Origin of the sequence: Ruegeria aquimaris, assembly GCF_025751555.1 — a bacterium.
GTDB lineage: Bacteria > Pseudomonadota > Alphaproteobacteria > Rhodobacterales > Rhodobacteraceae > Ruegeria_B > Ruegeria_B aquimaris.
Genome location: NZ_JAOWLB010000001.1, coordinates 318,762 through 338,355, shown reverse-complemented (window position 1 = coordinate 338,355; position 19,594 = coordinate 318,762). Strand labels below are relative to the sequence as shown.

At 60.6% G+C, this 19,594-nt stretch carries 22 protein-coding genes and 1 tRNA gene; 13 read left to right on the top strand and 10 right to left on the bottom strand.

The window, feature by feature from the left end:
* Positions 1-222: 222 nt before the first annotated feature.
* Positions 223-1,989, top strand: a complete 1,767-nt coding sequence (locus OE747_RS01700) for an alpha/beta fold hydrolase (protein WP_263826875.1) — start codon at positions 223-225, stop codon at positions 1,987-1,989.
* A gap of 3 nt (positions 1,990-1,992) precedes the next feature.
* Here the strand turns inward: OE747_RS01700 and lipB are convergent, their stop codons facing one another.
* Together lipB and OE747_RS01690 are read right to left on the bottom strand one after the other, a co-directional pair.
* Positions 1,993-2,652: a lipoyl(octanoyl) transferase LipB gene (lipB, locus tag OE747_RS01695; RefSeq protein WP_263826874.1), complete on the bottom strand. Its 660-nt coding sequence runs from the start codon at positions 2,650-2,652 to the stop codon at positions 1,993-1,995.
* Positions 2,653-2,692: 40 nt separating this feature from the next.
* Positions 2,693-3,352, bottom strand: a complete 660-nt coding sequence (locus OE747_RS01690; RefSeq protein WP_263826873.1) for a DsbA family oxidoreductase — start codon at positions 3,350-3,352, stop codon at positions 2,693-2,695.
* Positions 3,353-3,495: 143 nt separating this feature from the next.
* Between OE747_RS01690 and OE747_RS01685 the strand changes: the two genes are divergently transcribed.
* The 6 genes from OE747_RS01685 (at position 3,496) to tig (ending at position 9,256) form a co-directional block, all read left to right on the top strand.
* Positions 3,496-3,582, top strand: a tRNA-Leu gene (locus OE747_RS01685).
* A gap of 240 nt (positions 3,583-3,822) precedes the next feature.
* Positions 3,823-4,065: a hypothetical protein gene (locus tag OE747_RS01680; protein WP_263826872.1), complete on the top strand. Its 243-nt coding sequence runs from the start codon at positions 3,823-3,825 to the stop codon at positions 4,063-4,065.
* A 3-nt stretch (positions 4,066-4,068) separates the two neighbouring features.
* Positions 4,069-4,746, top strand: a complete 678-nt coding sequence (locus OE747_RS01675) for an SOS response-associated peptidase (RefSeq protein ID WP_263826871.1) — start codon at positions 4,069-4,071, stop codon at positions 4,744-4,746.
* A 438-nt stretch (positions 4,747-5,184) separates the two neighbouring features.
* Positions 5,185-6,294 (top strand): porin, encoded by a 1,110-nt coding sequence (locus OE747_RS01670; RefSeq protein WP_263826870.1) that lies wholly within the window; start codon positions 5,185-5,187, stop codon positions 6,292-6,294.
* A gap of 320 nt (positions 6,295-6,614) precedes the next feature.
* A complete protein-coding gene (locus OE747_RS01665) occupies positions 6,615-7,736 on the top strand; it encodes a porin (protein ID WP_263826869.1) in 1,122 nt (373 codons plus the stop codon).
* A 188-nt stretch (positions 7,737-7,924) separates the two neighbouring features.
* A complete protein-coding gene (gene tig / locus OE747_RS01660; protein ID WP_263827086.1) occupies positions 7,925-9,256 on the top strand; it encodes a trigger factor in 1,332 nt (443 codons plus the stop codon).
* 83 nt (positions 9,257-9,339) lie between these two features.
* Here tig and OE747_RS01655 read toward each other — a convergent pair whose 3' ends face one another.
* The 7 genes from OE747_RS01655 to rpsF form a co-directional block, all read right to left on the bottom strand.
* Entirely contained in the window at positions 9,340-10,206 is an 867-nt protein-coding gene (locus OE747_RS01655) for an acyl-homoserine-lactone synthase (RefSeq protein ID WP_263826868.1), read from the bottom strand.
* Positions 10,207-10,312: 106 nt separating this feature from the next.
* Positions 10,313-11,014, bottom strand: coding sequence for a LuxR family transcriptional regulator (locus OE747_RS01650; protein WP_164132635.1), 702 nt, complete (start codon positions 11,012-11,014; stop codon positions 10,313-10,315).
* A 40-nt stretch (positions 11,015-11,054) separates the two neighbouring features.
* Positions 11,055-11,459: a helix-turn-helix domain-containing protein gene (locus OE747_RS01645; RefSeq protein WP_263826867.1), complete on the bottom strand. Its 405-nt coding sequence runs from the start codon at positions 11,457-11,459 to the stop codon at positions 11,055-11,057.
* 387 nt (positions 11,460-11,846) lie between these two features.
* Positions 11,847-12,320 carry a lytic transglycosylase domain-containing protein gene (locus tag OE747_RS01640; RefSeq protein WP_263826866.1) on the bottom strand — a complete coding sequence of 158 codons (474 nt, stop codon included), beginning with the start codon at positions 12,318-12,320 and terminating at the stop codon, positions 11,847-11,849.
* Between the two features lie 188 nt (positions 12,321-12,508).
* Positions 12,509-13,105, bottom strand: a complete 597-nt coding sequence (gene rplI / locus OE747_RS01635; protein ID WP_263826865.1) for a 50S ribosomal protein L9 — start codon at positions 13,103-13,105, stop codon at positions 12,509-12,511.
* Between the two features lie 12 nt (positions 13,106-13,117).
* On the bottom strand, positions 13,118-13,345 hold the full coding sequence (gene rpsR / locus OE747_RS01630; protein ID WP_008328567.1) for a 30S ribosomal protein S18: 228 nt from the start codon (positions 13,343-13,345) through the stop codon (positions 13,118-13,120).
* 23 nt (positions 13,346-13,368) lie between these two features.
* A complete protein-coding gene (gene rpsF / locus OE747_RS01625; RefSeq protein WP_093029285.1) occupies positions 13,369-13,725 on the bottom strand; it encodes a 30S ribosomal protein S6 in 357 nt (118 codons plus the stop codon).
* A 296-nt stretch (positions 13,726-14,021) separates the two neighbouring features.
* Here rpsF and OE747_RS01620 point away from each other — a divergent pair, with 296 nt between their 5' ends.
* Both OE747_RS01620 and OE747_RS01615 read left to right on the top strand, forming a co-directional pair.
* Positions 14,022-14,531, top strand: a complete 510-nt coding sequence (locus OE747_RS01620; protein ID WP_263826864.1) for a hypothetical protein — start codon at positions 14,022-14,024, stop codon at positions 14,529-14,531.
* A gap of 135 nt (positions 14,532-14,666) precedes the next feature.
* Positions 14,667-15,254: a YceI family protein gene (locus tag OE747_RS01615; protein WP_263826863.1), complete on the top strand. Its 588-nt coding sequence runs from the start codon at positions 14,667-14,669 to the stop codon at positions 15,252-15,254.
* Positions 15,255-15,321: 67 nt separating this feature from the next.
* On the opposite strand, the gene OE747_RS01610 is transcribed toward OE747_RS01615, so the two are convergent.
* Positions 15,322-16,545: a cytochrome b/b6 domain-containing protein gene (locus OE747_RS01610; protein ID WP_263826862.1), complete on the bottom strand. Its 1,224-nt coding sequence runs from the start codon at positions 16,543-16,545 to the stop codon at positions 15,322-15,324.
* A gap of 159 nt (positions 16,546-16,704) precedes the next feature.
* Between OE747_RS01610 and fabD the strand changes: the two genes are divergently transcribed.
* The 4 genes from fabD (at position 16,705) to OE747_RS01590 (ending at position 19,564) form a co-directional block, all read left to right on the top strand.
* Positions 16,705-17,643, top strand: a complete 939-nt coding sequence (gene fabD / locus OE747_RS01605) for an ACP S-malonyltransferase (protein ID WP_263826861.1) — start codon at positions 16,705-16,707, stop codon at positions 17,641-17,643.
* Positions 17,644-17,700: 57 nt separating this feature from the next.
* Entirely contained in the window at positions 17,701-18,438 is a 738-nt protein-coding gene (gene fabG, locus OE747_RS01600; RefSeq protein ID WP_263826860.1) for a 3-oxoacyl-[acyl-carrier-protein] reductase, read from the top strand.
* A 211-nt stretch (positions 18,439-18,649) separates the two neighbouring features.
* Positions 18,650-18,883, top strand: coding sequence for an acyl carrier protein (locus OE747_RS01595; RefSeq protein WP_028091986.1), 234 nt, complete (start codon positions 18,650-18,652; stop codon positions 18,881-18,883).
* Positions 18,884-19,024: 141 nt separating this feature from the next.
* Positions 19,025-19,564 (top strand): GNAT family N-acetyltransferase, encoded by a 540-nt coding sequence (locus OE747_RS01590; RefSeq protein WP_263826859.1) that lies wholly within the window; start codon positions 19,025-19,027, stop codon positions 19,562-19,564.
* The last annotated feature ends 30 nt before the right edge of the window (positions 19,565-19,594 follow it).

Below are 19,594 nucleotides of genomic sequence, written 5' to 3'. Positions count from 1 at the left end.
AATTGCCGCCCCGTGTTACACGGGGCGGCTGACGGGAAAGAATGGCTGCCTGCCGCTCTTGGAGAAGGGCAGGCAAACGCGACTTGATGAAAACACCACTCACTCACTGAACGGTAAGTAACGTTCTGGCATGCGCTGGGCGCTTGCCGCATGACCCATTTGGGTTATTCTTATCATTAGTGTGTTAAAGGGGTTGTCCAAGCTGTCGCAAGGATGACCAATATGTCGAAACCGGTCCCCAATACCGTGTTTGGGAGGCTCATTATTCGCGACGATTTCGGAACCCATGCGACTCCGACCAGAGAGCAGGTGATCGCCGCGATCTACGAAATCGTATTGCGGCCCGATCACTATGAGCGTGTGGTATCGGTGTGGGACGATCACCTGTCATACCTCCTGCGGGACAGGGGAGATTTCTCCAATTCCGGCGAGCAGCGTTCGGCGGCCGAGGTGCGGGTTGATCCCGAGTTGCAAGACCATTTCCGCCGGGCCCATGTCATTCTCGAACAGCTGGGGCGCAAGGCGCCGCAATCCGAAATGGAACGCTGTATCAACGGCGCGCCGGGTTTCGTTTTGCTCATGGGCGTCGATGGTCGGGTCAGGGCCGCGGGACGATTGGTGCGGCAACTTCTTGATAATCCACGAGATATTTCTGCACTCAGGGCGCACCTGCCAGTGCAGAGCATGCAGATGCTCGACGAGCTGTTGCAGGCGGCGCGTGATGGGCGGGATCAGACGCAGGCCGTGGTCTTGAGCACGGATATGCGGCCCCGGCACCTGATCGCGCGCATGGGCCCATGCGACGATGGGTCGGGCCAAATCATGATCGAAAGCCTCGACTATCAATGGACGCCCGCCGCCGAGCGGATGCTGGTGACGTCGTTCGGGCTGTCCCCGGCCGAGGTGGATATCGTGCGCAACCTGATGGAGGGGCACAGCCTGCGCGAGATCGCCCAACGTTCAAACCGGTCCGAGCACACGGTGCGCAATCAGGCGAAATCGGTGCTGGCCAAGACCGGCGCCCCCGGGCAGGCGGATCTGATCCGTCTGGTTGCCTTTCTGATCGAGCGCGGGAATCAGCTGCGGACCAACGGGCATCCCGGTGCCGTCGAACTGAACAACGAAGTGCTGGAGATGCGTACCGGCCGCAAGATGCAGCTCTATCAGTGCGGTGACCCCAAGGGCCGACCGGTGATCTATCTGCATGGCATGATGGATGGCCTGGCGCCGTTGCAGTATCTCAAGGACCGGTTACACCGTCGCGGCTTGCGGATTCTGGCGCCGGTGCGTCCGGGATACGGGAGTTCGGAGCCGGTGACCGATCCCGGTGCCGCTCTGCGCGCCATGTCCGAACACATTGGCGAGTTGATGGACCGGTTCGATCTCGGGCGCGCGGCGATCCTGGGGCATATGGCCGGCGTCGTGCAGGGGCACACGATCTGCGCCGGCGGCGACCCGCGTATTCGCGGCATGGTCGCGGTGGCGGGCAGCGGACCGCTGTTGCGCCGCGAGCATTTCCGGGGCATGGCACGCAGGCAACGGGTCATGGGCTATACCGCGCGCTGGACACCAAGCCTGTTGCCGTTTTTCGTGCGGGCGGCCATTTCGCTGATCGACAGCGAAGAGGTGCAGACCTTTATGGACGCCCTATACCCACCCGGCACTCATGAACGCGACGTGGTGGCGCGTCTGAACCTGGCCGAACTGATGCATGCGGGCTATCGGTTTGCGGCGCAGGCCGGAACCGACGGCTTTGTCAGCGATGCGCGGGTCATGGTCTCGGACTGGGTGTCGCCCTTGTCCAGCAAGGCAAAGCCGGTGATCCATCTGCATGGCGCGCTGGATCCGGTGGTGCCCGTCGGGGTGGCAGAGGAGTTCGCCAAAACCCGGCCCAATGTCACATTCCGGGTGCTGGATGGGGTTGGTCAGTTCCTGATCTACGAGCGTCCGGATATCGTTCTCGACGCGCTCGACGAGCTGCCAGCCTGATCGTCAATCCGGTTGAGTGCCTTCGAACACCTGATCGAAACTGCGCCGCAGGGCAACATCGACATCCGCCATGGTAACCGGCAGGCCCAGATCGACCAGCGAGGTGACCCCGTATTCGGTTATGCCACAGGGCACGATCCCCGAAAAATGGCTCAGATCCGGTTCCACGTTGATCGAAATGCCGTGGAAGCTGACCCATTTGCGGATCCGGATGCCGATCGCCGCGATCTTGTCCTCGGCCGGTTTGCCGGTGATGGTCCGGGGCTTGTCGTCGCGTCGCACCCAGACGCCGACGCGGCCCTCGCGGATTTCGCCGCGAATGTTGAACTCGGCCAGCGCCGCGATCACCCATTCCTCGAGCTGCTGGACAAAGCGGCGCACATCATGGCCGCGTCGGCCGACGTCGAGCATGACATAGACCACCCGCTGGCCAGGCCCGTGATAGGTGTACTGGCCGCCCCGCTTGCTGTCGTAGACCGGAAACCGGTCGGGGTCGGTCAGGTCCTCGCGCCGGGCCGAGGTGCCGGCGGTGTAAAGCGGCGGGTGTTCCAGCAGCCAGACACATTCCTCGGCCTCGCCCGCCGCGATGGCGGCGGCGCGCGCCTCCATAAAGGCCACGGCCTCGTCATAATCGGTCAGCCCGTCTGTGATCTTCCATTCCATGGCGCTGTCTTATCGCGGCGGCCGGGGCAGGGGAAGGGGGCTAGGCCGCCTCGGCCAGACAGCGCTGGATCACCTGGGCGTAGGTCTCGGCCCCCTGGGCGCCGGTCAGCAGGTACTTGCCACCGAACACCATCGAAGGAACACCGGAAATGCCATGCTGCGCCCAGAACTTCTGTTTCTCACGCACCGGTGCCTGATGCGCGCCCGAAGCCAGCGCCGCTTGCGCGGCCTCGCGGTCCAGCCCCGCCGTGGCAACTGCATCAAGCAAGACCGCCGGGTCCGACACGTCGCGGCCTTCGGTGAAATAGGCCGCAAACAGCGCCAGTTTCAGAGGATGCTGGCGGCCCTGGCCCTCGGCCCAGTCGAGCAGCTGATGCGCGGCAAAGGTATTCACGATGCGGCTGTCATCGTTGAAGTTGAAGGCGAAGCCCAGTTCCGCACCGATCGTGGTCAACCGCATGCGCGCCTCTGCGCTCTGCGCGGGAGTAGAGCCGTATTTCTCCATGATATGCTCGCGCAGGTTCTGGCCCTCGGGGGCCATCTGCGGGTTCAATTCGAACGGGTGCCAGCGCAGTTTCGCCAATACGCCGGTCTGTGCAAGCGCCTGATCCAGTTGCATAAAGCCAACAATGCACCAGGGGCAAACCACATCCGATACGATGTCGATCTGCAGCACAGGGCGGGCATTGGTCGCGGTCATCGTCGTATCCTCGTTCGGGTGTGTCTCTCTGTTCTAGGCCGAATGGTGAGGGTGGGGAAAGAGATTTCAAGCAGAGGTGATTTTTGCCTCTTCACATCCCTGCGACCCTCGTCTATACGCCGCTCTACCAAGTCATTGGCAGTGCGGTCGTGGCGGAATTGGTAGACGCGCAGCGTTGAGGTCGCTGTGGGGTAACTCCCGTGGAAGTTCGAGTCTTCTCGACCGCACCATTCAATCCCGTTGAGATCAAATAAGACCCTTGCACCAAACGGCTTTGACCGGGTGAAGGTAACAAACTTGGTTGCAAGCGGGGTTTGTTGGTCCAACACCATCGCAACAACGAACCCGTCGATGCAAGTTGGCGGGTTTTCCCACCTTTTTGTTCGCTATATGTTCTCTTTATGCCTGCTGCCCGCCCATACGCGAACAAGTTCAAGAATCAGCGCCTATCCCGCGCCGCGAGCAATGGGATGCTGATTACGGTACGTTGCCCGATGTGCCGCAGAACTGTCAATTTTTGGGCTGCTGACCTGATCAAGGTGCTTGGCCCGGATCACGAGTTGCAAAACCCGCCCTTCCCCTGTTCCCGCTGCAAGAACAACGAAGTCGATGTTCGTTGGACTATTCCGGCGGCAAGTGATCTGGAACGCTTGACCGTGCGCCGCCCCGTTCGCCAGATTGTGAAATGGATATGGCGCGACGAAAAGGCGTGAGCGATGTGCAATCTCTATTCCAGCACCACGACGCAGGAAGCCATGCGCCAGTTGTTCGATGTGCCCGCCGACCGCGATCATCTGGGCAACTTCGCACCCCTATCAGCGATCTACCCTAAATACTCAGGGCCTGTGGTGCGGCTAAACTCGGAAGGACGGCGTGAACTGGTGGCGATGCATTGGGGTTTCCCGATGCCCCAGGTCTCGAAAAAGACCGGCAAGCCGATCCTGCCCAAAGCGATCAACAACGCGCGCGACGACAAGCTGCAATCTTCACCATTCTGGCGTGGGAGTTTTGAGGAGCGCCGCTGCCTCGTCCCCGCAACATCATTTTGCGAGGCCAAGGGGCGCAATCCGGCGAACTATTATTGGTTTGGGCTGGATGATCCAGACCCCGACGCACGCCCGCCATTTGCTTTCGCGGCGATCTGGCGGCACTGGCGCGGCGATATCAAGGGCGCGTTGGTGGAGATGGACGCCTACAGCATCATCACAACATCGCCGAATGAGCTCGTGCGACAAATCCACCCCGACCGCATGCCTGTGATCCTTCACCCCGGCGCCTATGAACAGTGGATCAACGGGGCGCCGGGTGAGGCCGCAGAGCTGTTGCGGCCCTTCCCGGCAAGTCGAATGCGCGTAGTCAGATCGGGAGATGGGGTCAAGGAGGATGTTGTTTGATGATATGTCACTTGGTCTACTTGCATGGCGATTACATTGCTGCAAATTGTCACGTAAATTATTGAAACATAAAAGATGAAGTAATTCTCAAGCGTCTTCGTCCGTGCCATTTCTAGCTGATTCAATGGATACCCGGTCGGCTGCTTCTGATGTCAGCGGCAGTGGCGCCGCGCGACGCAGTAGAGCGCTGCATTGGGTGGGAACGTGCCATGCCAAGGATGCAACGCTGAGCGGCGAATTTTTGCTTTGCGCGCGAAGCCGCCGGTCCGGCGGCAGCTAATAACCCCTTGGAGATACACCGGGTCAACACGATGCATCACGATTCCGTGTTGCGAAAATGTCAGTCTCGGCGGTCGTATCGCTGGGTCCACTGGAAGTGTGGGGGGCTCTTCCCATTTGAAGGAGCATAATGAGAAACCTCTTTGACGGTGAAACGATATGACGCGACACATCAAAACAGCGATATCAGGCGTTGCCCTGGCGGCCGCCATGGCGGCAGCACCGGCGGCGGCGGAACTGAAGTGGGACAATGCCTCGGGCGGCTACGTCAAGATCTATGGCCAGGTTTCGCCCGCCTGGCAGTCGGTTGATGACGGCGTGCAAAGCAAGGATACCCTGGTCGATAACGCGCATTCGAACACGCGTGTCGGCCTGTGGGTCGTGCAGCCCATCTATCAGGGCACATTCAAGTTCAACTTCGAGACTGCGCTGGGTCTGCGCTCGTCGGGGGGTGTCAGTCAGACCAACACGCCCAAGGGCGCCGACTGGGACCGCACCGATCTCCGCAAGGTCGACTTTTCTTACGCCAGCGACAGCTGGGGCACGCTCTATGTCGGACAAGGCTCGATGGCATCGGACGGTATCGCTGATATGTCCTTTGGCGGTAACGGCATGACCACCTACAATGGCATCGGCGATTTTGCCGGGGCGTTCCAGTTCCGGACCGCCGCCGGAGCCCTGTCCGGTGTGACGGTCGGTTCGGTCAACCCCAGCCTGGATGGCGGTCGGCAGGGGCGCGTGCGCTATGACACGCCCAGCTTCAATGGGTTCAGCGTTGCGCTGGCGGCCGGTACCGATGTGCTCACGCCTGGCAACAGCGACAAATACTATGACATTGCGCTGCGCTACTCGGGAGAGTTCGATGGGACCCAGGTCAAGGGCGGCATCGGTTTTTCGCGTCGCGATCGCGGCGGGGTCGATCGGGATGACACCTTTGGTGCCGTCGCCGTGAAGTTCCGTTCGGGGTTGAATTTTGCGGTCGCCGGCGGGAGCCGGGAGAATGACGGCAACTACACCTATGTCCTTGCCGGGTATGAGAGCCAGTTCCTGTCGATCGGCGCCACGTCATTTGCCATTGATTACTATAACGGCAGTGACTTTGGCCTCGCGGGTCGTGAATCCAAGACGCTGGGTGTCGGTGTGAACCAGAACATCGACAGTATCAATACACAGGTCTATCTGGGATACCGCAATCATCAACTGTCCGACCCGGGAACGTCCTACAAGGACGTGGATGCGTTTCTTGTCGGGGCACGCTGGAAGTTCTGATCAGCGCGTGGCGCTCCTCTCCACATGGGGCTTTACCGCCTCGTGTGGAGTAAACTTTGCGTAAGCTTGGTGCGCTGGCGCACAATGAATATGCAAATGACTGGGAGAGGCGGTGCCTCTTTTTGAATCTCGCAACGAAATCGCGTTTCCGTTACCCATTTAAGTATTTGAAAATCATTTGAATTCACGATTCGTATGGTCTGCGCCGTTGCCGGGTTGCAACGTCGGTTCCGGCCACCGTTTTGAGCTCATGGAAGCTGGCCTTCGGGTGCCCACATCAATGCGGCGGAACCCACACCAATCCAAGACGGTACAGAAACATGACCAGAACACTCAGAACGACCTCTGCCATGGCGATTGCTGCCATGGCATTTGCCTCGGCTGCCTCGGCGCAACTGCTCTACGAGAACCAGTCCGGCGGATCTGTCCAGCTTTATGGCCAGTTCAACCCGGCCATCATTTCGGTGGATGACGGACAGGAAACCGAAACCAACATCCGCGACAATGACCTGTCGCGCAGCCGCATCGGCCTGCGTTTGGCACAGCCCTTTGGCGACAACACGTTCCGGTTCCGGTTCGAGGCCGGGCTGGGCCTGCCCAACTCGACCGAGACCAACCAGCTGGGAGATGATTTCAGCGGCTGGACCCGGGACGATCTGCGCCATATCGACTTTTCGCTCGAAGGCGACTGGGGCCGGGTCTCGCTGGGGCAGGGCAGCATGGCCGCCGATGGCATCGCCGAATCCGACCTGTCTTATGTGGGCGTGGCGCTGTACTCGTACACCGCCGATGCCAATGCGGCCTTCCTGTTCCGCGACACGGCCGGGATTCTGTCCGGCCCCGCGGTGGGCGACACGCTCGACACGTTCGACGGCTCGCGCCGGGGACGTATCCGCTATGACAGCCCCGAGATTGCAGGGTTCACCTTCTCGGCCGCCTATGGCGAGAACATCCTGAACACCGCCGACCAGTCGGATTACTACGACGTGGCCGTGCGCTATGCGGGTGAGTTCGGCGGCGGTATCCAGCTGGATGCGGGCCTGGCCTATCAGGTGCGCGACAACAATGGCGTCGATCGCTCGGATGTGGTGGGTTCGGCCTCGGTCCTGCTTCAGAACGGGCTCAGCTTTACCTTTGCAGGCGGTACGCGGGACAATGACGCCGCAGGCGCCAGCGACCCCGACTACCTCTATTTCAAGGTCGCCTACGACGTCGACTGGTTCTCGTTCGGTCAGACCGGTGTAGGCGTGCACTACTATGACGCCTCCGACTTCAATGTCGCTGGTTCGGAAACCAAAGGCTGGGGCGTCGGCGTTGCTCAGCGTGTCGAGGCGTACAATACCGATGTCTACTTCACCTATCAGAACTATGAGTACAGCGATGCGGCAAACAGCTATCAGGATCTGAGCACCCTGGTTCTGGGCGCCCGCTGGCGCTTCTGATGTTGCGGCAATCCTGATCGCAACAACGCGCGCCCCGGCTTTGCCGGGGCGCGTATGTTTTTAAGGCTGCAAATGGGCGCCGATTGGGCATAACCCCTTGCACCGGCCGGGCAGGGCAAATAGAACGCCTCAAATTGTGCATGGCGCACGCCCGATGCGTGCGCTCCGAATCCTATGGGGACTACCATATGCAGGTTACCGAGACTCTGAACGAAGGTCTGAAACGCGGCTACAACATCGTGGTCACAGCGGCTGAGCTGGACGCGAAGGTCAATGAAAAGCTGGTCGAGGCGCAGCCCGAAATCGAGATGAAGGGCTTTCGCAAGGGCAAGGTGCCGATGGCGCTGCTGAAGAAGCAGTTCGGCCAGCGTCTGCTGGGCGAGGCGATGCAGGAAACCATCGACGGCGCGATGAACAAGCATTTCGAGGACAGCGGTGACCGCCCCGCGCTCCAGCCCGAGGTCAAGATGACCAACGAGGACTGGAAAGAGGGCGACGATGTCGAGGTTTCGATGTCCTATGAAGCGCTGCCGGCGATCCCCGAGGTTGATCTGACCGACATCACGCTGGAAAAGCTCGTGGTCAAGGCCGACGACGCCGCTGTCGAAGAAGCGCTGGCCAACCTGGCCGAAACCGCGCAGGACTTCAAATCGCGCAAGAAAGGTTCCAAGGCCAAGGACGGCGATCAGGTTGTGATCGACTTCCTCGGCAAGGTCGACGGTGAAGCTTTTGACGGCGGTTCGGCCGAAGACTATCCGCTGGTTCTGGGCTCCAATAGCTTTATCCCCGGCTTCGAGGATCAGTTGGTCGGCGTGAAGGCCGGTGAGGAAAAGGACGTCAACGTCACCTTTCCCGCCGAGTATGGCGCGGCCCACCTGGCCGGCAAAGAAGCCGTGTTCACCTGCACCGTCAAGGACGTGAAAGAGCCGGTTGCCGCCGAGATCGACGACGAGCTGGCCAAGAAATTCGGTGCCGAGGATCTGGCCGCCCTCAAGGGGCAGATCGCCGAGCGTCTGGAAGCCGAGTATAGCGGAGCCGCCCGGGCCGTGCTCAAGCGGGCGCTGCTCGATGCGCTGGACCTCAAGGTTTCGTTCGACCTGCCGCCGAGCCTGGTCGAGGCCGAAGCCAAGCAGATCGCGCACCAGCTGTGGCACGAAGAGAACCCTGAGGTGCACGATCACAACCACGGTGAGATCGAGACCACGGACGAGCACACCAAACTGGCCGAACGCCGCGTGCGCCTGGGTCTGCTGCTGGCCGAGCTGGGCCAGAAGGCCGAGGTTGAAGTCACCGATGCCGAAATGACCCAGGCGATCCTGGCGCAAGCCCGGCAGTACCCGGGGCAAGAGCGTCAGTTCTTTGAATTCATTCAAAAGAACGCCGCCATGCAGCAGCAGCTGCGCGCGCCGATCTTCGAAGACAAGGTTGTCGACCACGTCGTGGCGCAGGCCAAGGTTACCGAAAAGGAAATCAGCAAGGACGATCTGCAAAAGGCACTGGAAGAGCTCGACGCGGAGTAAGTCCCGGGCAACCGGTACGTCTAATAGACAGAGCCGCCCCAAGGGGCGGCTCTTTTCTTTGGTAAGCCGCGGGACCGTGCTGGTCAGATTTCACGCGCCAAAGAGGCTGGGAAATTCTTCAGCACTGATCTCCGCTCTACGCTGATTTCCTGTGGAAGGGCATCGATCAGATCATAGACAGCCTTCAGTTCCTTGTCGGTGTCGGCCGCACGTATCTGTTCCAGGAAATACGCTTCCAACGCGGTCAATTCCCCCGTTTCGGATCTGGCTGTCCTGCCTTGCTCCGGGAAGGACACGACGCGCTTCTTGTTGAACAGCGCCAGCGCCTCGTCATCGCTCAGAAAGACATCGTGGCAGATGCCCGCGAACTTGCGCACCTTTTCAACCCTCTCTTCGCTGGTGTCCAGCAGCGCGGCCAGCGCCGGGACCTTGCCCATCGGAACCGTCTGACCGACATAGTCATAAGGTGCGTTGTCCGAACGCTTCAGAACCCGGTCCATGACCGGGTCAATGACGGTGACGATATCCTTGATCCCGGACTTGCGGGCGTATTCCAACGAACCGATCATCAGTTCGCATGTCGCATAAGAAACCGAGTTTCGATCCTTGGTACGGTTGAGGCGTTGGGTATCGACGCAAAACCGCGTCGACTCCCACATTGTCGCACTGCGAATTGGCGGTTCACCGCAAAGTATGTCGGAAAACACATCCGCCAGCATATGCGGGCCGGTGGTCTGAAGGGCTCTGACGGCGGCGACTACATGGCCGTCCGGATCCAGCCCGACAACATAAGCGGGATCTAGGTGATCGAACTCGTCGATCTCCTTCCCATCCTGGATGTTTACCTTCCAACCGAGACGATCCCCGAATACCCGGGCACGCAAACGAAACATTTCATCCAGAACCCCACTGAACAGATGCTTATTCAAAGCGTCGATCACGATGATCATCTTTTCCCCCTACGAGTGGATTTTGGTACACTAATGGTTACCCAAGTCGCGCTCTCGGGCTATTGGGGGATTCCCGTAGAACTTGGCAGAAAGATGACCAAAGGGGTCAGCCTGGGTAAATCAAACCCAGTCCAATGGCCCGTCCCACGGCTTGTGCCGTTGTCAGGGCGCACAGTTTTTCCCGCGACGACCGGAGGTGAACCTCAACGGTCCGATGGGAAATGGAAAGAATATCACCTATATCCTGCTGGGATTTTCCGACGGCCACCCATTGCAGGATCTCAACCTCTCTTGTCGAAAGGGCAGGGTGGTACAGTATCCGTCCCAGCAGGTCAGATCCCATCACGGTATCGTGAATGTGGACGGCCATGGATTGCAGGTCGCTGATCACATGGCCGACCAGTTTGCGCCATTGTTCGGGTGAACAGTCCCGCGTCACGCTCAGCAACCCGACGTCACCGTAGGGGCCGCGGACAGGAATGGTAAGTCCCTGTTCGCTCAGACCGAAGTCATGGGCGTCTCGGAAAACACGCTTGAAATCCTTGCCGCGTTCCAACCGGCTCCAATCCACCGGTGCGATGCTGCGTTGGCTCATATGCAGCGTCGGGTCGATCATGTGAAACCCTTGCTGCTGGTAATGCTGCTTCCAGTCGTCGCCGTAGGTTACGTATCCATGAATCGCGCCCGCCGCCGGATTGATGCCGGCATAGGCCGCATGGTCCATCTCGAATTTTTCGCGCAATTGAAGAAGGAAGTCCGAATAAACGGCTTCCGTCTTTGGCACAGTTCCGAGATCGACGATATCCATTCGCGTTACCTGTCGGTGTCGAACGGACGAGGCGCTTTCTCTATCCGGATACACTCTCATCCGGTACGCGCGTGTTCACCGCCATCGTTCTAACAAATGCAAGAACAGCACGCTTTTGTTGAAGAGGCAAGCTGCTATAGATTTCCACCATCTCCACGGCGTCGCGATCCTTGAGGAAAACCAGCTTGTCGACGGGCTGTTGTTCGCCCGCACTCTTGCCGGTTTCCGGGGCCTCTATGCCGTCGAAAAAGTGACTGACGTGAACTTCGAGCACTTCGGCGATGGCCCACAAGCGGGAGGCGCTGACGCGGTTGGCCCCGGATTCGTACTTCTGAACCTGTTGAAACCGGACACCGATGGCCCGGCCAAGGTCTGCCTGACTCAGCCCAAGAGCCATTCGGCGGGCGCGAATGCGCTGGCCAACAACGGTATCGACAGTATTCATCTATTCACCTGCACTTTTCACATTTTCGATGTGCGTCATTTCCGACCCTTCGCACAACGCGACGCTCACGAGACGGCGCCTCATGCGTGACTTGGGAAAGATTGCCTCATTGCTGGCGTTCTGACAACGGATTTCCTGTTCAGGTTGCGAATGAGCGCTGCAGTGAGGCGAGCGTGGCGGCTTGTACTAAGTTTTTGGTATCAAGGGTTTGAGAGATGGCATGTTTGCACAGACCAGTGGCGCCGGTCCGGCCCGGCCATTGAGAAGCTCTTGGAAGCTTTGACTTTTGCCCGCAGTTCATTGGGCGGGGAAATGCAATCCACTACGTTCGGCGTTGCAAAGCGCCCGCGCCATACATTGCAGAAACCGAAATTGGCTGACGTAACGTCAAGATGCCGGTCTCAGCCCGGTCTCCACCAGCATGCCTCTCCGTTTCGCCTCGTAGTAGTACCCAGAGGCATAAAGGCTGATAGCGCGTGACTGGCTGCCATCCGCAAGAAGCCAGGCACCCCGCAGGTACTTGCCCGCGTATTGCAGGTTCGTGTCGGCATTCAGAAGCCCATCCGGAGAACCGCGATAGCCCATTGTCCGTGCCGTGGCAGGAAGGATCTGGAGCAGGCCGTAATAGGGCCGGTTCATCGCCCACGGACGGTGTGTGCTTTCGCGAATGGCCAGTTTGTGAACAAGGGTGCGGGGGATCTCGTAGTGGTCCGCCCATTTGTTGATCGAAGCGCGCAACTCCGGTGTTTCGTTCGGATAAAGCGGTGGATCGTAGGTTTCTACCTTTGAAGATCGGGCAGAACAGGCGGACACGGTCCAGGCGAGTCCGGAAAACAACAGGGCGCGTCGGGTATGGGTCATCGGTTGCTCTTCAGCAGTTGATCGAAGGCTGGAATAACCGGGATGCTGGTTTTTGCGAAGGGAAAGAAAAGCGCGATGCTCGTCATGGGCGGAATCTGGCCAATCCGCAGTACCGGGAACAGTTTCAGCGCCCATCAACGAACAAGGCCGCCCGTAGGGGCGGCCTCGAAGGTCATATCGGCAATGGCTCAGACGTTGCTGTCGGACCCTGCCGCGTCGTCGTCGGACGCCGCGCTGCCGATGTCGTCGAACAGTTCGGCGATCTCGAATTCAGCAGCCGCTTCTTCTTCGGCCGCAAGATCCTGGATCGACTTGCCTGTCGCTTGCAATTCGGCCTCTTCGGTCGAACGGGCAACGTTGAGTTCGATGCTAACCTCGACTTCGGGGTGCAGGCGAACGGCAACGGTGTGCAGACCCAGTTCCTTGATCGGGGCGATCAGGGCGACCTGTTTCTTGTCCAGCGAGAAGCCAGCTTCGGTGGCGGCTTCGGCGGCGTCACGGGGCGTGACCGAGCCGTAAAGCGCGCCGGCATCCGATGCCGAGCGAATCACGATGAACTGCTGGCCATCGAGCTTTTCAGCCAGAGCTTCGGCTTCTTGCTTGGTTTCCAGGTTGCGCGCTTCAAGCTGCGCTTTCTGGGCTTCGAAGGCGGCGACATTGGCGGCGGACGCGGTCAGCGCCTTGCCCTGCGGCAGCAGGAAGTTGCGGGCATAGCCAGGGCGCACATCGACGACTTCGCCCATCTGGCCAAGCTTGGCCACACGTTCCAGAAGGATAACTTGCATGTCAGTCTCTCCTTACTTCACGGCATAGGGCAGCAGGGCGAGGAAGCGGGCGCGCTTGATGGCGCGGGCCAGTTCACGCTGCTTCTTTGCCGAAACGGCAGTGATACGCGAGGGCACGATCTTGCCGCGCTCGGAAATGTAGCGCTGGAGCAGTTTGGTGTCCTTGTAGTCGATTTTCGGCGCATTATCACCCGAGAAGGGGCAGACCTTGCGGCGGCGGAAAAACGGTTTTGCAGCCATGATTTAGTCTCCTTTTCCCGAGGTTACGCGCGGCGCTCGCGGCGCGGTTCACGCTCGTCGCGCTTCTGCATCTGGACCGAGGGGCCTTCCTCGTGCGCATCGACCTTGATGGTCAGGACGCGCATCACGTCTTCGTGCAGGCGCATCAGGCGTTCCATTTCCTGCACGGCGGCCGAGGGGGCATCCGAGCGCAGGAAGGCATAGTGGCCCTTGCGGTTCTTGTTGATCTTGTAGGCCATCGTCTTGACGCCCCAGTACTCGCTGTCAACCAGCTTGCCGCCGTTGTCGGCCAGGACTGCGCCAAAGTGTTCGATGAGGCCTTCGGCCTGCGCGTTGGACAGGTCCTGACGCGCGATCATTACATGCTCGTAGAGAGCCATGTCATCTCCAGTTTCTATCAAGGCGCATTTCATAGGCGGGGCCAACTATCCTTTTGCGGCCCTGCCACGAGAGACTGCGCGGTTCATGTCGTCGTGCAAAAGGATGGCCCCGTATACACGGTTGTGCGTCAGGGGCAAGACCCCCGGCACGGCGGCACCCGTGGGTTGCGCTGCTCCCCTTGCCGCTCAATTACCCCGGGCCTGCCCCATTCCGGTCGCAATGTGAATCGAAGGTTAACCGTGTCGGACACAACCCGGCCCGTTTTTTTGCTCCAGGAGGGTGAAACGAGATGCAAGTGGCTCAGCAGATGCTTCGTAACCGGATGCCGTTGCCCTCTTTCGAGGAGTCGGTGCCCCTGATGATCACGTTCGCGCCGAACTGGCCGATCAGAACGGTATTCTTCCGGGTGATCGGAACGGCGCTGGTGATCGGCGCGGCTGCGATGTGGTTGTTGCCCGGCTCGGATGCAAGCGCGGAAACGGCGTTGATGAAGCTGGGCGTTTCGCTGTTCTTCTTCTTCAGCGGGCTGGCTCTTTTGATGCTGCATCATCAGGATAACCAGCCGGACGCCTATTTCGATCCGATCCGCAGGGAGTTGCGGGTCCTGCAAAAGAATAACCGCGGCCGGCCCCAGACCATCCTGCGGCGCAGCTATGACAGCCTGGGTAGCGTTCGCTTTAACGAGCACTATCTCGAGATCAGCGATGTCGACGGCACCATCCTGATGCGGCTTCCCATCGACTCGACCGAAATTCGCCACGCCTTGCGCATGCAGTTGAGCGGCCTGGTCAACATCTCCGCCTGATCGGCGGCTGTTCATTCGCTCACATGTTCTGTGAGCGAATGGCGAATTGCCCGAACTTCTTCTCTGCCCCATGTCAAAGGTCAAGCCGAACATAGCGTTCGGCCTGATCCCACAATTGCTGACATGGAGCTCCGCATGAAATCCTCTCTCCTCGCCGCCGCGCTGATCGCAGGTACCGCCACGTCGGTTCTGGCCGCGCCGCAGAAATATGTGCTGGACGCCAGCCATAGCCAGGTGGTCTTCTCCTACAATCACCTTGGATACTCGACCACCACGGGCGTGTTCTCGGGCTTTGAGGGCGAGATCATGTTCGATCAGGAAGATCCGGCCGCCTCGACCGTCGCCGTTTCGATGCCTGTGCTTTCGATGTTCACCGGATGGGAAGAGCGCGAGGCGCATTTCTTCTCGGGCGATTTCTTTGGCGCCAAGGAAGGGGACATGATCACCTTTGTGTCGACCGGCATCGAAGTGACCGGCAAGAACACCGCCAAGATCACCGGTGACCTGTCGATGAACGGCGTGACCAAGCCGGTGGTGCTGGACGCGAAGCTGAACCAGATGGGTGATCACCCGATGGCAGGCAAGCCTTGGGCCGGTTTTGACGCCACCACGACCGTCGTCCGGTCCGAGTTCAACCTGGGCATGTTCGCCCCGTTTGTCAGCGACGAGGTCGAGGTGCGCATCTCGGTCGAGGCGATGAAAGCGGACGCAAGCGGTTCTTAAACGACCAGCCTGAGAATAGAAAAAGGCCCGGTTTTCCGGGCCTTTTTTGTTGAGCAGTTCGGACAGATTACTTTGTCGCTGTCAGGCTCATTGTCACCGTGACCGGAAACTTGAGTGAGCTTTCATCCGCCATGTTGCCGCCGATCCCGAAATCCAGCCGGTTCAAGGTGACAGTGCCGCTTGCCCTGGCGGTGTTGCCCTGTTGATCCAGATCGAAGGGCAAAGTCACATCCACCGTGGTGCCGCGCAGCGTGAGTGTGCCGCGCGCCTCGTACCCGGCCTCGGTCCGGTAGAGATCGGCCAGAAACTCGGCGGTGGGAAAGACCGAGGCGTCAAAGAAATCCGGGCCCATGGCCTGTGCTGTCACTGAGCCCAGCGTCAGCGAGCCGATTGCGATGGTGACGGCCACATCGCCGGCGGGGCCAGGCTGTTGGGGTTCTTCGAAGTGGATGGCGGCGGTCCAATCGGCAAAGCTCCCGGTCACGGGATTGCCAAGCTGGGTCACGGTGATGGACAGCGTCCCTTCGCTCACCGTCCAGTCGGAGGCAACGCTTTCCAACGGGACGCCTTGCGCGACCACGGCCCCGGCTTGTCTGTCGAACATGCCCAACCACGTCCCAGTGCCAAGCGCCGCGACCCAGACTGCAAGGGCTGCAACCAGCGGCAATCCGGAATTGGTTTGCGCAGGCGGCAGCGGTGATGCGCCGCGACCCGGCAGCATGCGCCGCAGGGTCTGGTCCCGGTCGATGACATGGTGTTTCAGGGCCCCCGCCACATGCAGCGCAAGCGAGCCCACCAGAACCCATTGCAGAACCTGGTGCAGTCCCGCTGCCAGTGCGGCCAGTGCCGCGTCTTTCGGGACCAGCGGCAGCGACTGACCAAAGGGCCACCAGATCGGGGCGAACCCCTCGGTCGCGGCATGGTGAATCCAGCCACTGAGGGGCACCAGCACGAGTGATCCGTAAAGCAGCCAGTGAACGGTTTCGGCGGCCATCGCCTCGGCCCGGTTTTCGGCGTTGAGCAACCCGGGCTTGGTTTGAGTAAGCGCCCACAGAATGCGCGCCACCGCTACAAAGAACATCGTGACCCCCAGCGTCTTGTGCACTGAAAACAGCCACGCGGCGCGCGCGATGTCTGCCTCGGTGCTGGGAATTGAGGGGTCGGTCACCGCGTGGGCCAGATCGTTCGCGATCCAGCCAACCGGGATGATCGTGAGAATCAGAAGGGCCGTGAGCCAGTGAAAGGACTTGGTCACGCCGCCATAGCTTCGGTCTGTGTTTGAAATTTGCATCTCTATTACCGGAATTCAGGGACAGGCCGAACCTAACCGGTAGCTTGGTCCGAACAATATGCGTGATCGCACACCCCCCGTGTCAGGATGCAGAGCTTGTACGATGCGGGCGGGGCGGTTACACCCGGCGTCAACGTTTCAGAGAGCGAAGGGACAGAGATGACGACCGCATTCGTGTTTCCCGGGCAGGGCGCCCAGACCATCGGCATGGGCAAGGCGCTGGCCGAGGCCTATCCGGCGGCACAAGCCGTGTTCGACGAGGTGGACGCGGCGCTGGGCGAGAAGCTGAGCGCGCTGATCTGGGAGGGCGATATCGAGACCCTGACGCTGACACAGAATGCGCAGCCCGCGCTGATGGCGACCTCGATGGCTGCGATGCGCGCGCTCGAGGCCGAGGGCGTGGCGATCACCGAGGCCGCCTTTGTCGCCGGTCACTCGCTGGGCGAGTATTCGGCGCTGGCCGCCGCCGGGGCGCTGAGCGTTGGTGACACCGCGCGCCTGCTGCGCACCCGTGGACTGGCAATGCAAAGCGCGGTGCCGGTCGGGCAGGGTGCCATGGCGGCGATCCTTGGCCTCGACCTGGCCGCGGTGCGCGAGGTGGCCGCCGAGGCCGCGCAGGGCGAGGTCTGTCAGGCCGCCAATGACAACGATCCCACCCAAGTGGTGGTTTCGGGCACCAAGGCGGCAGTGGAACGCGCCGCCGAGATCGCCAAGGCGAAGGGCGCCAAGCGTGCCGTCATGCTGCCGGTCAGCGCCCCGTTCCATTGTGCCCTGATGCAGCCCGCCGCCGATGCCATGGCCGAGGCGCTGGCTGGCGTCGAGATCAAGGCCCCCGCCGTGCCGCTGGTCGCCAATGTGCGCGCCGAGGCGGTGAACGATCCCGACCTGATCCGGCAATTGCTGGTCGAGCAGGTGACCGGGTCTGTTCGCTGGCGGGAAAGCGTCGAATACATGGCGGCCCAAGGCGTGACCGAGATCTGGGAGATCGGCGCGGGCAAGGCGCTGTCGGGCATGGTGCGCAAGATCAACCGCGACATCGCCTGCAAACCCGCCGGCACACCGGAAGATGTGCAAAAAATCCTTGCTGGCGACTCCTGAACCCACCTAAATTTGCAAGACCCGATCTGTCAGGTCGGCGATAAGAGGAATATGTCTATGTTTGATCTGACCGGAAAGAATGCCCTGATCACCGGCGCTTCGGGTGGTATCGGCGGTGCCATCGCGCGCGCGCTGCACGGGGCTGGTGCCTCGGTGGTGCTGTCGGGCACCCGGGTCGAGCCGCTTCAGGCGCTGGCCGACGAACTGGGCGAACGCGCCCATGTGCTGACCTGCAACCTGAGCGACATGGCGGCGGTCGAGGCACTGCCGAAACAGGCTGCCGAAGTGCTGGGTTCGGTCGATATTCTGGTGAACAATGCCGGTATCACCCGTGACAATCTGTTCATGCGCATGTCGGATGACGAATGGCAGAGCGTGATCGACGTCAACCTGACCGCCACCATGAAACTGTGCAAGGGCGTGCTGCGCGGCATGATGAAGGCGCGCTGGGGCCGGATCGTGAACATCTCGTCGGTGGTAGGCGCCATCGGAAACCCTGGGCAGGGCAACTATGCCGCCTCCAAGGCGGGCGTCATCGGCATGTCCAAGGCGCTGGCCTATGAGGTCGCCAGCCGGGGAATCACTGTCAACGCAGTGGCGCCGGGCTTTATCACCACGGCGATGACCGACAAACTGACGGATGAGCAGAAAACCGGCCTGTTGGCGCAGGTTCCCGCCGGGCGCATGGGGACGCCCGAGGAAATTGCGGCTGCTGTGCTCTATCTTGCCAGCGCTGAGGCGGCATATGTGACCGGTGCCACCTTGCATGTAAACGGCGGTATGGCCATGTTGTGAGCGGCGCGGCGGCCAAATGCGAAAGCGTTTGCCAACGCGCGCGTCTGTGTTATAGGCGGCGCATCCTGAAGAAGGCCGGGCGATGGGGTCGGCCTTCTGCTTTACCGGGAACTCCCCGGAACCTGAACCGCCCGGACCGGGCAAAACCAAGCCACCCCGAGCGGGCAAGGGCAGAAATGGGCCAGAGGCCCCGTAGGAATGAGGAACTGACATGAGCGACGTCGCAGATCGCGTTAAGAAGATCGTTGTGGAGCACCTGGGTGTCGAAGAAGACAAAGTGACCGAGAACGCCTCGTTCATCGACGACCTGGGCGCAGACAGCCTCGACACCGTCGAGCTGGTCATGGCTTTTGAAGAAGAGTTCGGCATCGAGATCCCGGACGATGCGGCCGAAACCATCCAGACCTTTGGCGACGCAGTCAAGTTCATCACCGAAGCGTCCTGACCTTCGGTTCGAGACCGACAGGTTTCCCAGGCGCCTTCCGGCAGGAAGGCGCCTTTTTCGTTTTTGTGACCGGAAAGCCATTGCCCGAATCCCTGCGCGTTTGCACCTTTGATCCGAGGCAGACAAACAAGACGGGCACAAATGATCCGATCCATTCCAATTCTGAATACCGCGCGGTTGCGGCTGGCAGGCATGCGGCCCGAGGATTTCGACCGCTATGCCCGGATCTGGGCCGATCCCGACGTTGTGCAATTCATCGGCGGCGGGCCGAAGACCCGGGGCGAGGCGTGGGACGCCTTCCTCCGCAATGCAGGCCACTGGCAGATGACAGGGTTCGGGCAATGGGGCGTGATCTTGCAGAAGACACGCGAACTGATCGGGCAGGCCGGTTTTTTCTATACAAGCCGCGATCTGGGCGACGACTTCGATCCCTATCCGGAGGCGGGTTGGGCCCTGTCGCCCGAAATGCAGGGGCAGGGGCTGGGGCGCGAAGCCGTTCAGGCGGCGCATGACTGGTTCGACCGGATCATCCCTGGTCGGCTGGTGGCCATGGTCTCGCCAGAGAATGAACGCTCATTGCGGCTGGCAGGGGCCTTGGGTTATCGCGAGATGCGCCGATCCGAGTTCGGCGGTGATCCGGTTGTTTTGCTCCGCCGGGATGGGCCGCCTGCCCACAACTGAAACCAAGTGTGTCGCGAAACAGACGCATTT